Origin of the sequence: Acinetobacter sp. Ac_3412, from assembly GCF_013072675.1 — a bacterium.
Classification (GTDB): domain Bacteria; phylum Pseudomonadota; class Gammaproteobacteria; order Pseudomonadales; family Moraxellaceae; genus Acinetobacter; species Acinetobacter higginsii.
The window spans coordinates 138,127-155,133 of record NZ_LXUJ01000012.1 but is presented as its reverse complement, the minus strand read 5'-3'; the positions used below and the strand labels follow the sequence as shown (position 1 = coordinate 155,133).

At 41.8% G+C, this 17,007-nt stretch carries 13 protein-coding genes; 8 read left to right on the top strand and 5 right to left on the bottom strand.

The window, feature by feature from the left end:
* Positions 1 to 9: 9 nt before the first annotated feature.
* Entirely contained in the window at positions 10 to 2,184 is a 2,175-nt protein-coding gene (gene yccS / locus A7P54_RS16005; protein ID WP_171550159.1) for a YccS family putative transporter, read from the bottom strand.
* 107 nt (positions 2,185 to 2,291) lie between these two features.
* Between yccS and A7P54_RS16000 the strand changes: the two genes are divergently transcribed.
* Positions 2,292 to 3,506, top strand: a complete 1,215-nt coding sequence (locus tag A7P54_RS16000; RefSeq protein ID WP_171550158.1) for a multidrug effflux MFS transporter — start codon at positions 2,292 to 2,294, stop codon at positions 3,504 to 3,506.
* 20 nt (positions 3,507 to 3,526) lie between these two features.
* On the opposite strand, the gene A7P54_RS15995 is transcribed toward A7P54_RS16000, so the two are convergent.
* A complete protein-coding gene (locus A7P54_RS15995; RefSeq protein ID WP_171550157.1) occupies positions 3,527 to 4,231 on the bottom strand; it encodes a nitroreductase in 705 nt (234 codons plus the stop codon).
* 423 nt (positions 4,232 to 4,654) lie between these two features.
* On the opposite strand from A7P54_RS15995, the gene A7P54_RS15990 reads away from it, so the two are divergent.
* The 6 genes from A7P54_RS15990 (at position 4,655) to A7P54_RS15965 (ending at position 13,835) form a co-directional block, all read left to right on the top strand.
* Positions 4,655 to 6,004 (top strand): DcaP family trimeric outer membrane transporter, encoded by a 1,350-nt coding sequence (locus A7P54_RS15990; RefSeq protein WP_171550156.1) that lies wholly within the window; start codon positions 4,655 to 4,657, stop codon positions 6,002 to 6,004.
* Positions 6,005 to 6,193: 189 nt separating this feature from the next.
* A complete protein-coding gene (gene gltS / locus A7P54_RS15985; RefSeq protein WP_171550155.1) occupies positions 6,194 to 7,429 on the top strand; it encodes a sodium/glutamate symporter in 1,236 nt (411 codons plus the stop codon).
* 94 nt (positions 7,430 to 7,523) lie between these two features.
* Positions 7,524 to 9,005, top strand: coding sequence for an alanine/glycine:cation symporter family protein (locus A7P54_RS15980; RefSeq protein WP_004802963.1), 1,482 nt, complete (start codon positions 7,524 to 7,526; stop codon positions 9,003 to 9,005).
* A gap of 157 nt (positions 9,006 to 9,162) precedes the next feature.
* The gene (locus A7P54_RS15975) at positions 9,163 to 10,143 is read left to right on the top strand and encodes a patatin-like phospholipase family protein (RefSeq protein WP_171550154.1); all 981 of its coding nucleotides are present in this window, start codon (positions 9,163 to 9,165) and stop codon (positions 10,141 to 10,143) included.
* 227 nt (positions 10,144 to 10,370) lie between these two features.
* Positions 10,371 to 11,564, top strand: coding sequence for a peptide antibiotic transporter SbmA (gene sbmA / locus A7P54_RS15970; RefSeq protein ID WP_004802966.1), 1,194 nt, complete (start codon positions 10,371 to 10,373; stop codon positions 11,562 to 11,564).
* Positions 11,565 to 11,783: 219 nt separating this feature from the next.
* Positions 11,784 to 13,835: a M13 family metallopeptidase gene (locus A7P54_RS15965; protein WP_171550153.1), complete on the top strand. Its 2,052-nt coding sequence runs from the start codon at positions 11,784 to 11,786 to the stop codon at positions 13,833 to 13,835.
* 50 nt (positions 13,836 to 13,885) lie between these two features.
* Here A7P54_RS15965 and A7P54_RS15960 read toward each other — a convergent pair whose 3' ends face one another.
* Positions 13,886 to 14,401, bottom strand: coding sequence for a chromate transporter (locus tag A7P54_RS15960; RefSeq protein ID WP_033134680.1), 516 nt, complete (start codon positions 14,399 to 14,401; stop codon positions 13,886 to 13,888).
* A complete protein-coding gene (locus tag A7P54_RS15955; protein ID WP_004802971.1) occupies positions 14,398 to 14,970 on the bottom strand; it encodes a chromate transporter in 573 nt (190 codons plus the stop codon). The genes A7P54_RS15960 and A7P54_RS15955 overlap by 4 nt, the downstream gene beginning before the upstream one ends.
* Before the next feature lie 100 nt (positions 14,971 to 15,070).
* Between A7P54_RS15955 and A7P54_RS15950 the strand changes: the two genes are divergently transcribed.
* Complete coding sequence (locus A7P54_RS15950) at positions 15,071 to 15,970, top strand: LysR family transcriptional regulator (protein ID WP_171550152.1); 900 nt, start codon at positions 15,071 to 15,073, stop codon at positions 15,968 to 15,970.
* 6 nt (positions 15,971 to 15,976) lie between these two features.
* Here the strand turns inward: A7P54_RS15950 and A7P54_RS15945 are convergent, their stop codons facing one another.
* A complete protein-coding gene (locus A7P54_RS15945; protein ID WP_171550151.1) occupies positions 15,977 to 16,726 on the bottom strand; it encodes a DUF4850 domain-containing protein in 750 nt (249 codons plus the stop codon).
* Positions 16,727 to 17,007: the final 281 nt, after the last annotated feature.

The window sequence follows — 17,007 nt, the reverse complement described above, 5'->3', positions numbered from 1 at the left end:
CAACAGCCATTAAAGTGAAGCAAATTCGGTACCATCTTCATTCGGTTCATGGCTCAGACTCTGTTTCAGCATACTTAAGCGTGTCAACACACTGAGCATAAGTGAAAGTTGCTGCAAAATGATCAGTGATTTTGGATCATTATCTTCATTGCGGCTGAGACGGTCACGAATGGTTTGCATCAGATTTTGTGCTGATAAATCAGGAACTTCATCTCTGAGTAGCGCACCTTGAATATCATCTAAAGCCTGATCGAGTAAGTCCAATACTTCCTGATCTTGGATTTGCTCTCGATGTGCACCTAAAGCTGCGATGTAGCTTAAAAAAGTATGGCTTAGGCATAAAAACTCAAACGCTAAACTTTTTTGATTCACATCAATATTCGGTTCAGTTGCAATGGTTGAAATCAGAGAAGCCACTTCAGCATCGGTATTGTGTGCGGCACGTCGAACGACGCGATAATTCAAGGCATTATTACGACCTTGATGATACTGCTCTACGACTTCGGCAAGATATTTACATTGCGCCTGTAGAGAACGTTGAATCGAACGCGGTAGTCTACGGAATTTCCAGTCTGGCCAAATAAAGCTGACACCAAACCATGCCAAAGCACACCCAATCACAGTATCAATAAAACGGGGTAGACCCGCTGCGAATGCAGAGCCGTCCAGATTAAAGTTGATTAACGCAAGAATGGTAATGAATGCAGTGGCTTGTGCATATTGCTTACTGCGTAACTCCAGAAACAGTACGCCGCTCAGAATCAACATCACCAATTGACCTTCGATTGAAGGAATAAAATAGATGATGGCAAGTCCAACGATAATACCGACCAATGTTCCGACGATACGTAAATACAAACGTCGTTTGGTGGCATTGAAGTTGGGTTGGCATACAAATAACGCAGTAAGCAGAATCCAGTAACCATATGCAATATTAGTAAGCTGAATAAACAGATAGCCAATAAACAATACGATCGACAAACGTACCGCATGACGGAACAATACCGACTCGGGTGTGAGATGTTGTTTCACTCGCACCATGATGTCATTCCAGCCTTTTAGATCATCATCTTTTAACTGGCTTTCGGTATGTTGTGCATTGATCTTTTGCAGGTTTCGTTCTGTTTCAAGATTTTGTAGTTGCGCATCAATCGATTTGAGGTTTTGATAAAGTGCAAATAAGGCATTAATTCTGACTTGATCATAGTGTCCATCTTTGCGTAGTTTTTCTAATGATAAACGCAAGTTCTCAAAACTATGCTTAAAGCGCTTGTTATGTACATAACGGGTACGACTTAAAATAGATTGAGCCAAATCCTGACAGGCTTTGCCTTGAATCGATAAGATCCTTTGAAAGCGAAATAAAATATCACTATGTTGAAAGACTTTTGCCAGTTTTTGATAATCGATATGAGCTGAATCGGCGCGCTCATGAATATCTTGAGCGACAAAATAGTATTGCAGACTTCGTCGAGTTCCCTTTTGTCCACGGTCACCTTTGAGACGCGTCAACAGGGACATCCGCATATCGTTAAAGATTGCGACCAACTTGCCATTTTCCATGGCGATATCAATCATACTTTGTTGATAGCTAGAGGGGGTCATATCCACATCAAATAAGTTTGATTTAGCGAATAAGAAACTCCCTAAGGCGGTGTAGGATGCAGCCAGTTGATCTTGAACTTTACGTACGGGGAACAATAGAAAGCTGATGGTTGAAAGTAAGCCATACCAAGCAGCACCAACAACAAGCAGAGCAGGTTGCAGATACCATTGTTCAAATAAATGTACACCCAACATGGAATAGACCGAAATGACTAGACAACCATAGGCAATGGTGGCATAGCGACGACCTAAAGAACCCAATAAGATCCAGCCGATACAAGAGGCGATTAATCCAATTGCAAAGGCAATCGGATAGGGGAATAACAGTTGAACCGAAGCTGCTGTAATGAAGAACCCGATATAGGTATAAATCAGGTTCATGATGCGCACAGAAAAGCGGTCATCAATATCACTAATCGCGGCTGCAACGACACCGAGTGTTAAGGGAATCGTTGCCAATTGATAATCTAAAAGATAGGGAACAAAAGCAGTGCCCGTAAAGGCGATTAACATACGCACGTTATACATAAACGTGGTGTTATAGGTTGCTTGTCTTAAACGTCCGAACCAAGGATTCAAAGTTTGTCCTTTTTGTATTCTGCAATCAATTTTCTGATTCTTATTATGCACAAATATGTTGAGGATGCTAAGCTTAGAATGGTGATTAACATGAAAAGTAGAGCATTATGCAGGCAGAGCAAACCAATCAGCGTCAATATTCAACAGCATGGATTTTGTTGCTTGCTTTGTTAACCGCATTAGGGCCGTTGTCGATCGATATGTATTTACCCGCTTTGCCGCAAATGGCAGATGAGTTTGGGGTCAGTACACAAATGGTGGCCAATACCTTACCCGCTTATTTTTTGGGACTGGCGATTGGACAGTTGATCTATGGACCTGTTAGTGACCGTATTGGACGTAAAAAGCCATTATATTTTGGCTTGGGGCTTTATGCGATTGCCAGTTTGGCCTGTGTCTTTGCAAGCAATGAGTGGGCTTTGATTGCAGCTCGTATCTTTCAAGCTTTAGGTGGCTGTGTCGGTGTGGTCATGGCGCGAGCAACCATTCGTGATCGTCTGGATATGCACGGCTCTGCACAAGCCTTTTCCAGCATGATGATTGTGATGGGGCTGGCACCGATTCTGGCGCCAATCTTTGGTGCATGGATTCTTAATTTCTTTCCATGGCAAGCGATTTTTATCACTTTATCGATGATTGGGGTGATGTGTTGGCTCTGTGTACATTTCTTCTTTAAAGAGTCACTGCCTGTTGAACGCCGTTTAAAATTATCAGCCTATCAAGTGACTACACTCTATGCTGCCATTCTCAAAGATGAGAGCTTTAGAGTACCAATGTTTGCGGGCTGCTTAACTGGCGCAGCTTTATTCTGCTATATCAGCTCTGCTTCCGAAGTGTTTATGGGGCAATATGGATTGTCCCAGCAGCATTTCTCTTATGCATTTGCGTTGAATGCAGCAGGGATTATGTTGATGTCCTCGCTGAATAAACATCTGAATACCCGAATGGGAATTTTCCAACGCCTGCGTTTGGGTGGTCTAATCCAATGTTTTGGGGCATTCATTGTGCTGACTGCTGGATTGATGGCGGATGCACCGCTATTACTGCTAATGTCAGGCTTATTCTTGGTGGTATCAGGAATTGGTTTAACAGGGCCGAATGCCATGGCTTTGGCGATGTCTCAGCAAGGGGCACGTGCAGGCACGGCCAGTGCCATTATGGGCAGTATGCAATTTGCTTGTGGTCTGTTGGCTGGGATTATCTTGAACTTCTTGGTATGGAAGGCATCTCTGAACATGGGCATCATGATGTTACTGTTTACCAGTGCAGGATTGTTTGCCATTTTAAAAGTTGGAAAACAGCAAAGCAGTCTCTCAGCTTAGAGACTGCTTTATTTACAAGTCTAGTCTAAAAACACCGTGAAGTTTTCAACAGGTTCACGCGGTGTAATAAAGGTATTCACAATATGCTCAGGGTCAGCATGACCTAAAGCCACTGCACAAACCAGTTCTTCATCTTCTGGTGCGCCCAAAATATCCAGTACGATTGGATGAAAGTGATTCCATGCGGCTTGCGGGCAAGTATCTAAGCCACGCGCTTTAGCAGCCACCATGACGTTTTGAATCATCATGGCAATATCCATTTTGGAGCCGATCCCCATGACTTTATTCACGGTAAAATATAAAGCAACGGGGGCATCGAACAATTGAAAGTTACGCAATTGTTGTGCGGCCATTTTTTCTTTTTCGCCTTTTTGGATGCCCAGCAAACCATACAGTCCCCAACCATTGGCACGACGACGATCAATGAACGGTGAGATCCAAGTTGCAGGATAATAGGCAAAAGTCTCTTGATATTGTGCTGCAAGCTCAGGGTTTTGTAGCAGTTCAATTTGGGCAGTGCAAACACGATCAATCATCTCTGCACGTTTTTGCCCTGTCACCACATAGACTTTCCAAGGCTGAACATTGGTGCCAGAAGGCGCACGACTTGCTACCGCTAAAATATCTTTGATGGTTTGTGTTTCGATAGGGGTATCTAAAAATGCACGGACTGAATGACGAGACGTAATTGCTTCATCTACATAGCGGACTTGTTCCGTGTTCATAAAAAACTCCTCATCATTTTGATCTTTTAATGTGTGCTGACTATAAATCAATAAATGCTTTTTGCAGATAGTTTTTCACATACAACTTTAGCGGTGTGTAAAAAATAATCACAAAAAGAAAGCTTTATGATAAGTTGTAGTATGTTTTATATGTTTTGTTTGGTTTGTGTGAAAAAGAAAACTATTAGTAACATAATGAAATCGAAAAACTATTTTTTTATTCACGCGAAAATGATGAAAACTCCTTAAATAAAAAGTACACACAATATTCGAAATTTATGCATAATACGCCCTTTTTAAAAAACTGATTGGGCTTTCCTTACTGATAAGGTGAGGGGAATTTTCTATCCTAGGCATAGCAAATTTATCCAATTTTATGCCGCTAGAAAATGTTGAAATATACACAGATACAAGGAGCTTCTCATGAGTGTATCTCTCATCCGTAAGCCGTTCGTACTACAAGGTTTAGCAATCACTGTTGCTGCCTTAATGATGAACAACGCACACGCTGCTAGTGAGCAAGAACAGATTCAACAACTTCGTGATGAAGTGAAGGAATTAAAAGCTTTATTACAGCAATATGTTCCCCAAGCAAAACAAAAAAATGACCTTGCTCCTGTACAGGAACATTCTAATTTTAAAGAAACACACCCAGATCACCCTGCAAATGTAGCTGTGGCACCCGCTGTTCCTAAAAAGTCGCAATTAGTGTTTAACACTGCGTCTGGCGCAGAAGTTAAATTACACGGTTTCTTACGTGGTGATGCTTCTTATCAATCTAAAGGTGGTGACGGGATCTTTAACCGCATCAATAAGGTTGATTTAGAAGGCGCTGAAAAGAACAGTGATCGCTTCTACAGCACTGCAACGGTTACCCGTTTGGGGCTTGATTTTAAAGCACCAGTCGAAGGCGCTGAAGTGGGTGGTAAGTTAGAAGTCGATTTCCGTGGTGGTAGTAGTAATGACACTATTCGTATTCGCCATGCTTATTTAACAATGAATGACTGGCTATTTGGTCAAACAACCTCAACTTTCTTGGCAACTGACTTACAGCCAGAAATGCTTGATTTTAACTCGCCTTTGGGAATCGGGACTTACCGTACGCCAATGGTCCGTTATAGTGGTGCATTTAATCCAACGACACATTATTTTGTTGCTTTGGAAAAAGGCAATGACGATAACCGAGCGCCTGCTTTAACTTCAAAATTAAAATATGATTTTGCAGAAGGTCAGGGCACAAGCTCTGCACGTGTGTTACTTACCGAAGCCCGCAGTAAAGCTGCTTACAATAATGACAAACAGCTCAGTGCCAATGACGCTGAATTAGGCTGGGGTGTTGCGGTTGGTGCAAAATATAAGTTCAGCGATGCGTTGCAGGCGATGATTGATTACTCGCATGTGAAGGGTGACAGCAAATTCTTGTTGTATACCAACAATGCTTATAACGTAAATCCAAATAATTTCGGTTTAAATTTGAATGAGTTTGATGCGCTAACTTTAGGTGCAACTTATCAAATTAACCCTAAATTACGTAGTACCTTGGCTTATGGCGCAATGTTTGCTGATGATAGCAATGACTTTGCTAAACAAGCGGTGATTGCAAAAGATGCTGCGCAGAACAAAACCTTGCAACAAGGTTGGTGGAATATCATGTATTCACCAGTCACACCGATTACGTTTGGTCTAGAGTATGTCTACGGCGAACGTAAGACCTTTGATGGACAAAAAGGTAAGGATAATCGTGTAGGGGCCATGGCTCGCTATAACTTCTAAGCCATCTATCCTGTAGGTGTAAATCATCCGTGAAAACTGATCAACGAAACAGGCCTCAGTTCTTGCTTAGAACTGTATGCTTTTTATTAAGTTGATTGAGTTTTCACTCATTTTGAGAGTTACTATTTTATGCGTTCCAAAGTGGTGGAAAAATCATCGCTAGAGCGAATAAAATAAACGGAAGAAGATATGGAATTTACTTTTAATGGTTTCTATACCCTAATTTCGGCGGTCATCGTCTTGTTATTAGGACGTTTGCTCGTTAATAAAATTGACTTCTTAAAACGCTATAACATTCCTGAGCCTGTGGCTGGTGGTTTGGTTGCAGCGGTACTTTCACTACTTGTACACTCACTTTGGGGTTACAGTATTGTTTTTAGTAGTGAATTACAAACCAGTTTTATGTTGATCTTCTTCGCTTCGATTGGCTTAAGTGCTAACTTCATGAAGCTCAAAGAAGGCGGTATTGGTTTAGTGATCTTCTTGGTATGTGTCGCCTCTTTTATTGTGGTACAGAACGCTGTCGGCATGAGCCTTGCAACCATGCTAGGTATTGATCCTTTGGTGGGTTTGATTGCAGGTTCAATCACATTGACAGGTGGTCACGGTACTGCAGGTGCGTGGGGTGAAATTCTTGAGACCCAGCATGGGATTCAAGGTGCGTTAGCTTTGGGTATGGCGAGTGCAACTTTCGGTCTGATTATCGGTGGTATTATCGGTGGTCCATTGGCGAAGTTGTTGATTAACCGTTATAGCCTTGCTCAAGCACAGACCCCAGCTGAAATCAAAAATCGTGATACGCATTTAGATCAACATCCTGACGAGCTGGCACCATTTGAAAATCCACATCAGGTTCGTTTAATTACGGCTGATAATGCGATTACCACTTTGGGTATGTTTGCTGCGTGTTTGGCATTCGCAGAATTCATGACAGGTTTCAGTAAGGGCACTTGGTTCGAGTTACCAACATTCGTTTGGGCGCTTGGCGGAGGTGTGATCTTACGTAATATCTTAGAAAGCGTATTAAAAGTAGATATCTTTGACCGTGCAATTGATGTATTTGGTAATGCATCATTATCGCTTTATCTTGCAATGGCATTGCTTTCATTAAAATTATGGCAGTTGGCAGATTTGGCTGGTCCACTTGTCGTTATTTTAGGTGCGCAAACCATTACGATGGCATTATATGCTGCGTTTATTACCTTCCGCGTCATGGGTAAAAACTACGATGCAGCGGTATTGGCGGCAGGTCACTGTGGTTTTGGTATGGGGGCAACACCAACTGCAGTTGCAAACATGCAAGCGATTACCAATATGTACGGACCATCTCATAAAGCCTTCTTGATTGTTCCGCTTTGTGGTGCGTTCTTCGTTGATTTAATTAACGCAACAGTAATTCAATTAATTTTGAAATTCTTTGCCTAAGTCGGATCAAAAGCCCCAAGCGGGGCTTTTTTGATTCATCCATTGTTATCGTATATGTACGGATGTACATAAAATATTTAAAAGCGAATAAGTGATGAATGAAAAATTAAATGACACCCTGATGGCTTGGGTAAGTTTTTTCAATGATCCTTTATGGGACTTTCTCGTTGTTTTCCTGCTTGCAGTTGGTATTTTCTATACCATTGCAACGAAAGCTGTCCAAATCAGAATGTTCTTCCACAGTATCAAGGTGATGAAGAGCAGTCGCAGCAAAGGTGAAGAGAAAGATTCACATGGACTTACACCTTTTCAGGCTTTTGTAACGGGGTTAGCAAGTCGTGTTGGTGTAGGTAATATTGCGGGTGTTGCAATCGCGATCGCGATTGGTGGACCGGGTGCCGTGTTTTGGATGTGGTTTACTGCGATTCTCGGGATGAGCTCAGCATTTATCGAATCTTCACTCGCACAGTTGTTTAAAGTCAGAGACAGTAACAGTAAGCAATTCCGTGGTGGACCAGCTTATTATATTACTCAAGGCTTACGTAGCAAAACCTTTGGTGTGATCTTCGCACTTGCACTGATCTTTACCTATGGTTTTGTATTTAACTCAGTCCAAATCAATGCGATTGCTAATGCTTCTTCTCACGCTTGGGGTTGGGATAAAGCGAATCTCATCGCTCACTTAGGCGGTGTTGATTTAGAAATTTCATGGGTTGGTCTTGCGCTTGTGGTGATGGTTGCATTGGCAATTTTTGGTGGTATCAAACGTATCGCTAAATTTGCAGAAATGTTTGTCCCATTAAAAGCGGGTCTGTATTTAGCAGTGGCGATGTATATTGCCATCAGCAATTACGAACTTCTTCCAGGTATCTTCAAACTGATCTTCACTGAAGCATTCCAGTTTAATGCGGCAGCAGGTGGTTTCTTTGGTGCAATGATCTCGATGGCAATGATGCAAGGGATCAAGCGTGGTTTGTTCTCAAACGAAGCGGGTATGGGTTCGGCACCGAATGCGGCAGCAGCATCTGATGTAAAACATCCAGTGAACCAAGGTTTGGTGCAAATGCTCGGTGTATTCGTAGATACCTTTATTGTATGTACCAGTACCGCGATTATTATCTTGGTGTCGGGTGTTTACCACGATGCGGGCTTTGTTGGTGTTGAACTGACACAACGTGCATTAGAGACACAAGTGGGTAGCTGGGGCGGTGATTTCCTTGCGATCTTGTTATTCTTATTCTGTTACTCAGCTGTTCTAGGTAACTATGCCTATGCAGAAAGTAATGTGCAGTTTATTAATAACAATCCGAAAGTGATGTTCATCTTCCGAATCTTTGTATTGGTGATGGTGTATTTCGGTGCGATCGGTAGTGTGCCACTGGTTTGGTCAATGGCTGACTTGTTCATGGGTATCATGGCAACGATTAACTTGATCGCAATTTTGCTGTTAACGCCAATGGCGCGGACTTTGTTAAAAGACTATACCTCGCAGCTTAAGAAAGGTATTAAAGAACCTGAGTTTAAGATTGATAATTATCCAGAGTTGAAGAAAAGAGTCGACTCTGATATTTGGTAATTTGATTTAACTCAAGTTGAGTCATCTTAAAAAGCTCCTTTCGAGGAGCTTTTTTTATGAAGTTTTTATGAAAAATACAAAAAATTGATACAGCATTTAGGCTTGGCAAACGCTAAAATTTAGTCAAGGAATATCGTAAATATGGCAATTGTTGCGTATGAAACAGCTTAGATTATTGGCGCTTGGTCTTTCAATGGCAGTTTTGGCTGGTTGCCAAAACACATCACATTTGAAACCTGTCATTGAAGATGCCCAAGCTCAAGCTGTAAGCCAACCCTTTAACGCCATAAAACAAGAGCACAAACGTCCTGTGATTGCATTGGTGTTGGGCAGTGGTGGCGCGCGTGGTTATGCGCATATTGGTGTGATCGAAGTCTTAGAGCAGCAAGGCATTCGTCCAGATTTTATTGTGGGAACCAGTGCAGGCAGTATTGTCGGTTCAATCTATGCCAGTGGTAAAAGTCCTGCTGAATTACGTGATATTGCCTTAAAGCTCAAAGCCAATGATGTGCGCGAAGTCAATGTGAGTCTGAAGGGCTTTTTTGATGGCAAAAAAGTGGAAGACTATATCAACGAGCAAGTGCATAACCTGCCATTAGAAAAGATGAAAATCCCAATGTATGTGGTGGCAACTGAATTAAAGGATGGCACCCGAACTGTATTTAATTATGGTAATACGGGGCAGGCAGTGCGGGCTTCTGCATCCATTCCAAGTATGTTTGTACCAACCAAAATCCATGATATTGAGTATGTCGATGGCGGTTTAGTCAGCCCAGTGCCTGTACAGGTTGCACGTGAACTGGGTGCGGATGTGGTCATCGCCGTGGATATCTTGGCACAACCGATTCATACCGAAACCAGTAATGTCTGGGGCTTATTCAATCAGAATATCAATATCATGCAAGGACGTTTGGCCGAAGAGGAACTTAAAGAGGCTGATATTGTGATTCAGCCTGATCTACGTGAAAAAGCACATATCTTTGATGTCAAAGGTCGTGAGATGACCATGCAGGCAGGTGTAGATGCCGCCAATGAAAAACTCGCCGAAATTCAATGGGCAATTCAAAGCAAAAGCTTCCCAACGCAAAGCGAGCAACAGGATATTACCTTAAAAATGAGTACCTCAGCGCCACGCTAAGCCTTTATTTTATGAGCCTTGTAATGGACTTAAGTACTTGAGTCCATTTACTAAACTTATATTTCGGCAAAAACAAATTGTAAATCATCTACAAAAAGCTATTAAAAAGAGAAAAAAACAGGTAAATAACTACAAATCATCAAACTTTTTTATCAGACAGTTTTAAGTTTCAGGTCATAGGATGACCTAGTCAAATGAGTCGCTACCTAACAAGGATTGTTAAACAGATGTTTAAGTCTTTCTTTCCCAACCCACGTTTGTTTTTTATTTCTGTCATCGTATGGTTATCCCTCAATATGTTGCTGTGGTACACCGGTGGGCATAGTTGGGGCGAATATCTAGGTTTTCCTAAAGGCTATGCAGAAACTCCTTTACCAATAGGTGTCAGCCGTTTTTGGGAACCTTCCTCGTTGTGGTTCTACATGTGGTTTTTTATCGCAACAGCATTATTTGCAGGCTTTTGGCGGATATGTTCAGACAATAAATGGCAAGCTTGGTCGATTTGGGGTTCAGCATTTATCTTGTTTAATATCTGGTTTGGGGTACAGGTCAGTGTCGCTGTCAATGCCTGGTATGGCCCATTTTGGGACCTCATTCAAAAAATGCTTGCAAATGGTGGGGGGGATATTAAAGAGCTGTATATGGGAACATTAACATTTCTTTATATTGCAATGGTTGCTGTGACTTTGGTCGTAGTGAATTCTTTTTTCACCAGCCATTATGTTTTCCGTTGGCGTACAGCGATGAATGAGTACTATACAGCCCACTGGGATCAATTACGCCATATTGAAGGCGCAGCACAACGTGTGCAAGAAGACACCATGCGTTTTGCCACGATTCTTGAAGATTTAGGGGTAGAATTGATCAAAGCAGTTATGGTTTTAATTGCATTTTTACCCTTGCTGTTTCAGTTCTCAAAACATGTTCCAGAACTTCCAATCGTAGGTGAAATTAGCCATTCATTGGTTTGGGCCGCAATCGTTTGGGCAATTTTTGGTACAGTATTATTGATGGTAGTTGGTATTAAATTACCTGGCTTGCAATTTAATAATCAAAAGGTTGAAGCCGCTTATCGTAAAGAATTGGTTTATGGTGAGGATCATGCGAATCGTGCCGATCCACTAACGCTTAAAGAGTTATTCTCAGGAGTACGTAAAAACTATTTCCGTTTATATTTTCATTATGCTTATTTCAATCTCGTCGCAATTTGGTATAAACAGCTCGATATCTTATACAGTTTGATGGTGCTATTTCCTGCAATTGCCTCTGGCAAGATGACTCTGGGCTTAATTAATCAGATTGGTAATATTTTTGATAAAGTTCGAGAATCTTTTCAATATTTGATTACTTCTTGGAAAACGATTGTCGAGTTGCTATCGATTCATAAGCGTCTTAAAGCCTTTGAAAAAATATTAGATTAGTTTGAACAGTTAAGATTAAGAAAGCCTTGGCCCGATGCTAAGGCTTTTTTTATTGCCAAAGGTTTTAGCGAGTTTGTGGTTTTTATGTGAAAAGTGAATATATATTGCAACGAAAATGACTTTATTTGATCAAAGTACTTCACTATAGTCGCTTGATAAAATTAATGATCTTTCATTTCTCTCTTGTATCGCTTAAAACCTAAATAAATAGGATAAATCATGAAACCTATATTGCTCAAAAGTGCATTGGCGCTTGCACTGACTGCCTTTACTGCAACTGTATGGGCAGATCAAGCAATTCAATCTTCCCCAACACAAAAAGTTTCAGGCATAGACCAACAGTATATCGACCAAAGCGTGTCTGCCAATGATGACTTTTATAACTATGTAAATGGTACATGGTTAAAAGAGACTGAGATTCCAGCAGATAAATCACGTTGGGGCGCATTCAACGAATTACATGAGCTATCCACCAATCAGTTACATGCGATTGTTGAAGAGCTGAGTACAAAAAAATCGGCAACAGGAACGGTCGAACAAAAAGTTTCCAGCCTATATGCCAGCTTTATGGATGAAAAAACAATTGAAGCGCAGGGAATTACATCATTAAAGCAAGAATTGGCAGGTGTGGATGCGATTCAAAATAAACAAGACCTTGCTCAATTAATGGGGCATTTCTCACGTATCGGGGTTAGAACGCCGTTTGATATCAGTATTGATCAAGATATGAAACGCTCTGATGTGATGATTGCAGGTCTAGCACAGCGTCATTTGGGTTTACCAGATCGAGACTATTATCTAAAAGATGATCAGAAGTTTGTGGAAACGCGCGCCAAATATCTGAAGCATATTGAGCGGATGCTGCAACTGTCTGGTGATCAGCAAGCGGCACAACATGCACAAGACATTCTCAAGCTCGAAACAGACTTGGCAAAAATCCAGTGGAGCAATGTCCAGAACCGTGATTTATCCAAGCGTTACAATATTTACCCACTCAAAGATTTGAATAAGTTAAGTCGTAGTTTTGATTGGGATAGTTATCTCAATACAGTCGGGGTCAAAGACAAAATTCAGACCATTCAGGTGCATCAATTAAGCTATTTCAAAGCACTTGATCCAGTGATCAATAAAACGCCTTTAAATGTATGGAAAGCGTATTTTAAATGGAACTTGATCAGTAATTTTTCACCCTTCTTAAACAAAGCCTTGGTTGATGAAAGTTTTGAATTTTACGGCAAAACCTTGCGTGATGTTGCAGAACAAGAAGTCCGCTGGAAGCGTGGTGTACAAACCGTGAATGCAGTATTGGGTGATGGTCTAGGCAAAATCTATGTGGAAAAACATTTTTCTGCAGAGAAAAAACAGCGTATGGATGCTTTGGTGCAGAATTTGATCCAAGCCTATGATCAAAGCATTAGCCAGTTGGATTGGATGAGTCCTGAAACTAAAGTACAGGCTAAAAAGAAATTAGCCAGCTTATCGATTAAAGTCGGCTATCCAAAGAAATGGCGTGATTATTCAGCACTTGAGATTAAAGACGGTGATTTGATTGGTAATGTGATTCGTGCCAGAGAATTTGAGCATCAAGACAGTTTGGATAAACTCGGTAAGCCCGTGGATCGTGATGAATGGTTTATGACTCCGCAAACCGTGAATGCCTATTACAATCCATCTTCCAATGAAATTGTCTTTCCAGCTGCGATTTTGCAACCGCCATTCTTTAATATCGATGCTGATGATGCAGTGAACTATGGCGGGATTGGCAGTGTGATCGGGCATGAGATCAGTCATGGTTTCGATGATCAGGGCAGCCAGTTTGATGAATTGGGCAATATGCGTAATTGGTGGACCAAACAAGATCATCAGAAGTTTAAAGCCAAAACACAGGCTTTGGTTGCGCAATACAATGCCTATGAGCCGATTGCAGGCTATCACGTTAATGGTGAACTGACCTTGGGTGAAAATATTGCCGATAACTCAGGTCTATCGATTGCTTATAAAGCGTATCAAATTTCGTTAGCAGGGAAGACTGCGCCTGTGATCGAGGGACGTACGGGTGAGCAGCGTTTCTATATGGGCTGGGCGCAAGTTTGGCGTGCCAAAACCCGTCAGGCACAAGCGATTGTGTATTTAAAAACTGATCCGCATGCACCAGATAAAGTTCGCGCCAATGGTGCTTTAGTCAATCAAGCGCCGTTCTATGATGCTTTCAAGATTAAAGCGGGAGATAAAATGTATTTAGCGCCTGAAAAACGGGTCAGTATCTGGTAATGCGAGATCCAATAAAAAACCTGTATCAAGCAGGTTTTTTTATTGCCCTTTTAAAGGAAGGCGATTCCAAGCCCTGCGCCTGCGGCCATGACCCAAAGCGGATGAATCTTTTTAAACATGCCGAGGATGGCTGTCAAAATCACGATGATGACCAAAAGTAGGTTTTGTGCAGAAGCATCGGCAATCAACCATGCACTGACCAAAACCAAGCCAACGGTAATCGGTTTCAACGCTTTTTCAAAACGTGCCCGTAATGGATTGGCTTTAAAGCGTTCCCAGAATTTCAGCGCATAAATGGTGATGATGGAAGATGGACCGAACTTCGCCAACGACGTCACCAACAAACCTGCTGGACCTGCGACATGCCAACCGACTAGAGGTACAATCATCATATTGGGACCCGGGGCAGCCTGAGCCATGGCAAACAGCGAACTAAACTGCTCTGCACTCATCCATTGATGCACGGTTACCACTTGGTGTTGCATTTCAGGGAGAATGGCATTACCACCGCCAAAAGCCAGTAGTGAAAGCTGAGTAAATACGATAGCAAGGGTGACTAAGATCATGATTTTTTCACTCCTAGAACCAGCATATTAATCGCCAGTAAAATCGCTAAAGTCAGTGCTAAGGGCAGCTTGATCCAGATCATAAACACGAAAGTCAGGCCAATGGTGAAAATGGTCAGATAGCTTTTTAAAATTGGCTTGAGCATCTTAAATCCTGTCGCAAATAGTAAGCCTGCGGCAGCAGCGGCCAAACCTTGGATCATGTGTTTCACTGCGGGGAGGTACTGAAAATGCTCATAGACCTGATAGATGATCAGTACAATTGCCGTCGGGGCAGAGATCAAACCGAGAACTGAGCTGATCGCACCTTTCACGCCTTGGAATTCCATTCCAATGGCAACGGCCATATTGATGATATTACCGCCTGGCAATAACTGACACACGCCAAGTAAGTCGGTAAATTTGCCTGCATCAATCCATTTATGTTCTTCAACGATAATGCGATGTGCCAGTGGCAGCACGCCACCAAAACCCATCAATCCCAATTTCATAAATCCCGTAAAAAGTGCCTTACAATCAGGAGCAGTCGCTAGTGGTTCACTCTCTATTGATAGGGCTTGGGCTTTCATTGGATTACCTTTCTGTTCAACCTTGTGAGCTATAGCATGAAAGATTTGTGGTATATTCACAAATGCTATTTTTGCCGTTATCTATACTTTTAGGGTATGTATGATTGATATTCATAAACTCAATGCATTCGTTGCTGTGGTGGAAGAAAGCAATATTTCCAAAGCTGCGGTTAGGCTGCATATGCAACAGCCACCACTGACCCGATTGATCAAAAGTCTAGAAGAAGAGCTGGATACAGCGTTGTTAAAACGCTTGCCCCGAGGTGTAGAGGTGACGGAAGCAGGTAAGGCTTTATATCAGGAAGCGATTACCATTTTGGCGCACGCTCAGTCGATTCCGAAACGGGTCAAAAACATTGCGCAAGGTTTGGAAGGTCAAATCAATATTGGCTTTACCAACTCCGCAGGGCTGCATCCTTTTTTGCCTGCACTCTTGCGTCAATTCAGGGAAAAGTTTCCTGCTGTTGCCATTCATTTGGAAGAAGATAGCAGTACCGCCTTAACCGATGCAGTGATCAATGAAAAACTGGATATCGTCTTTCTGCGCAAACCTGCACCGATTCATGCCGAAGTACAAAGCATACATGTACTGGATGAGCCCTTGATTGTCGCTTTGCCGAGTAATCATCCTTTGGCTGAGCAAGCGGGATCAATCCGCCTACTCGATTTAGAGCCGTATGAGTTTGTGTTGTATCGCCGTATTGCGGGGCAAGACCTGTTTGATAATATTTTGGCAAATTGCTATCAGGCAGGCTTTAACCCCAACATTGTGCAAGAAGCCCCTCGTTTAACTTCGAGCCTCAACCTAATTGCAGCGGGGATTGGGCTATCAATTGTTCCTGCGTCAATTCAGGACTTCTGGAATAAGCAAATTGTGTACAAACCGCTAGAAGCGAAAAAGCCATGTATCGCCCCGATCTATGCAATTTGCCGTGCCAAAGGCAATAGTGTTCGGGTCGAGCATTTCTTGAGTCTACTCAAAGCCAGTCAAGCGGTTTGAAACGGCTCAATGGTTAAAGTGATAGAAGTTTAAAATGGGCCCAACCAAGTGCTGTTGTGATTTATCCAGAGTTACGATGATTTCTCTAAAATTGAAGGTGTCCTCGTCATGGTATTTCGCGACGCCATGGGTTTTATTATTGACGTTTGCAATCTGATAGCTAAAGAAAGCCACTTGTTTGGAAGGATGTACAATATTCACCAGTTTTTGTGGATCTTTATAGCCGCCAAACTCATTTTCAATACTCTCTTTTAACAGATTGGGAAAGTAAAGCGTGGCATTGGGCATACCGCAACCGACACAGAAGGATGAATCGTATAATTCTATGGCCTGTTTTTGATCTGGACTCATCAGTAGGGCTGAACCCGTACCATTTGCGCCCGCATGTGCCTCCACATCGTGCCAATCTTTGGGTACAAGTACTGCACCAATTTCAGGTAGCGCAACTAATTTGAGTTGCTTGGCCTGATGTGTATCCAGCTTAAAATCGAAATGGCAGCTTTTGGCTGTACAGCTTTTAAAGTCTTTTAATAAGCCTTCATCGGCAGGATTCAGCGCAGTCACTCCATAAAAGGGAACACGGACATCGTTGGCAAAGGACACTTCACCCAAGGCATAAATTTGGTTTTCGGCTTTTCGCTCTTGCGCGGTATTTGAAAATTTGGGAAAGATGGGCTTAAAGCTACGTACTTCAGCATGTGTCAGCGTGGTAGACAGCGCCAATAGAACGGCAGAAATAGAGATTGATATTTTCATTTTTTAATTCAGTATCCGAGCTTGGATCAAAATTAACATATTGTTTGAGATAAGTGCATTTTCTAAATTTACTTCTGGTTTTAAGTTAGGCCATTGCATGAAGCTCCAAACAATGTCTTTTAACTTTAATGATCTATATTTTACTTTTTATCACTTTAACTAAAAATAATATTAAATTTAAATCAATAATTAGTATGAATTCAGATGAAGGAAATACAATTATTAATGAGCTTAGTTACCCAGAAGAAATGACTATGAATATGAAATCAATTTTTAAAGTA

Excerpts from the sequence above, each read along its gene's own strand:
- A7P54_RS16000 (WP_171550158.1), top strand. The coding sequence starts at position 2,292 with ATGCAGGCAGAGCAAACCAATCAGCGTCAATATTCAACAGCATGGATT.
- A7P54_RS15995 (WP_171550157.1), bottom strand. The coding sequence starts at position 4,231 with ATGAACACGGAACAAGTCCGCTATGTAGATGAAGCAATTACGTCTCGT.
- A7P54_RS15990 (WP_171550156.1), top strand. The coding sequence starts at position 4,655 with ATGAGTGTATCTCTCATCCGTAAGCCGTTCGTACTACAAGGTTTAGCA.
- gltS (WP_171550155.1), top strand. The coding sequence starts at position 6,194 with ATGGAATTTACTTTTAATGGTTTCTATACCCTAATTTCGGCGGTCATC.
- A7P54_RS15980 (WP_004802963.1), top strand. The coding sequence starts at position 7,524 with ATGAATGAAAAATTAAATGACACCCTGATGGCTTGGGTAAGTTTTTTC.
- A7P54_RS15975 (WP_171550154.1), top strand. The coding sequence starts at position 9,163 with ATGAAACAGCTTAGATTATTGGCGCTTGGTCTTTCAATGGCAGTTTTG.
- sbmA (WP_004802966.1), top strand. The coding sequence starts at position 10,371 with ATGTTTAAGTCTTTCTTTCCCAACCCACGTTTGTTTTTTATTTCTGTC.
- A7P54_RS15965 (WP_171550153.1), top strand. The coding sequence starts at position 11,784 with ATGAAACCTATATTGCTCAAAAGTGCATTGGCGCTTGCACTGACTGCC.
- A7P54_RS15960 (WP_033134680.1), bottom strand. The coding sequence starts at position 14,401 with ATGATCTTAGTCACCCTTGCTATCGTATTTACTCAGCTTTCACTACTG.
- A7P54_RS15955 (WP_004802971.1), bottom strand. The coding sequence starts at position 14,970 with ATGAAAGCCCAAGCCCTATCAATAGAGAGTGAACCACTAGCGACTGCT.
- A7P54_RS15950 (WP_171550152.1), top strand. The coding sequence starts at position 15,071 with ATGATTGATATTCATAAACTCAATGCATTCGTTGCTGTGGTGGAAGAA.
- A7P54_RS15945 (WP_171550151.1), bottom strand. The coding sequence starts at position 16,726 with ATGAAAATATCAATCTCTATTTCTGCCGTTCTATTGGCGCTGTCTACC.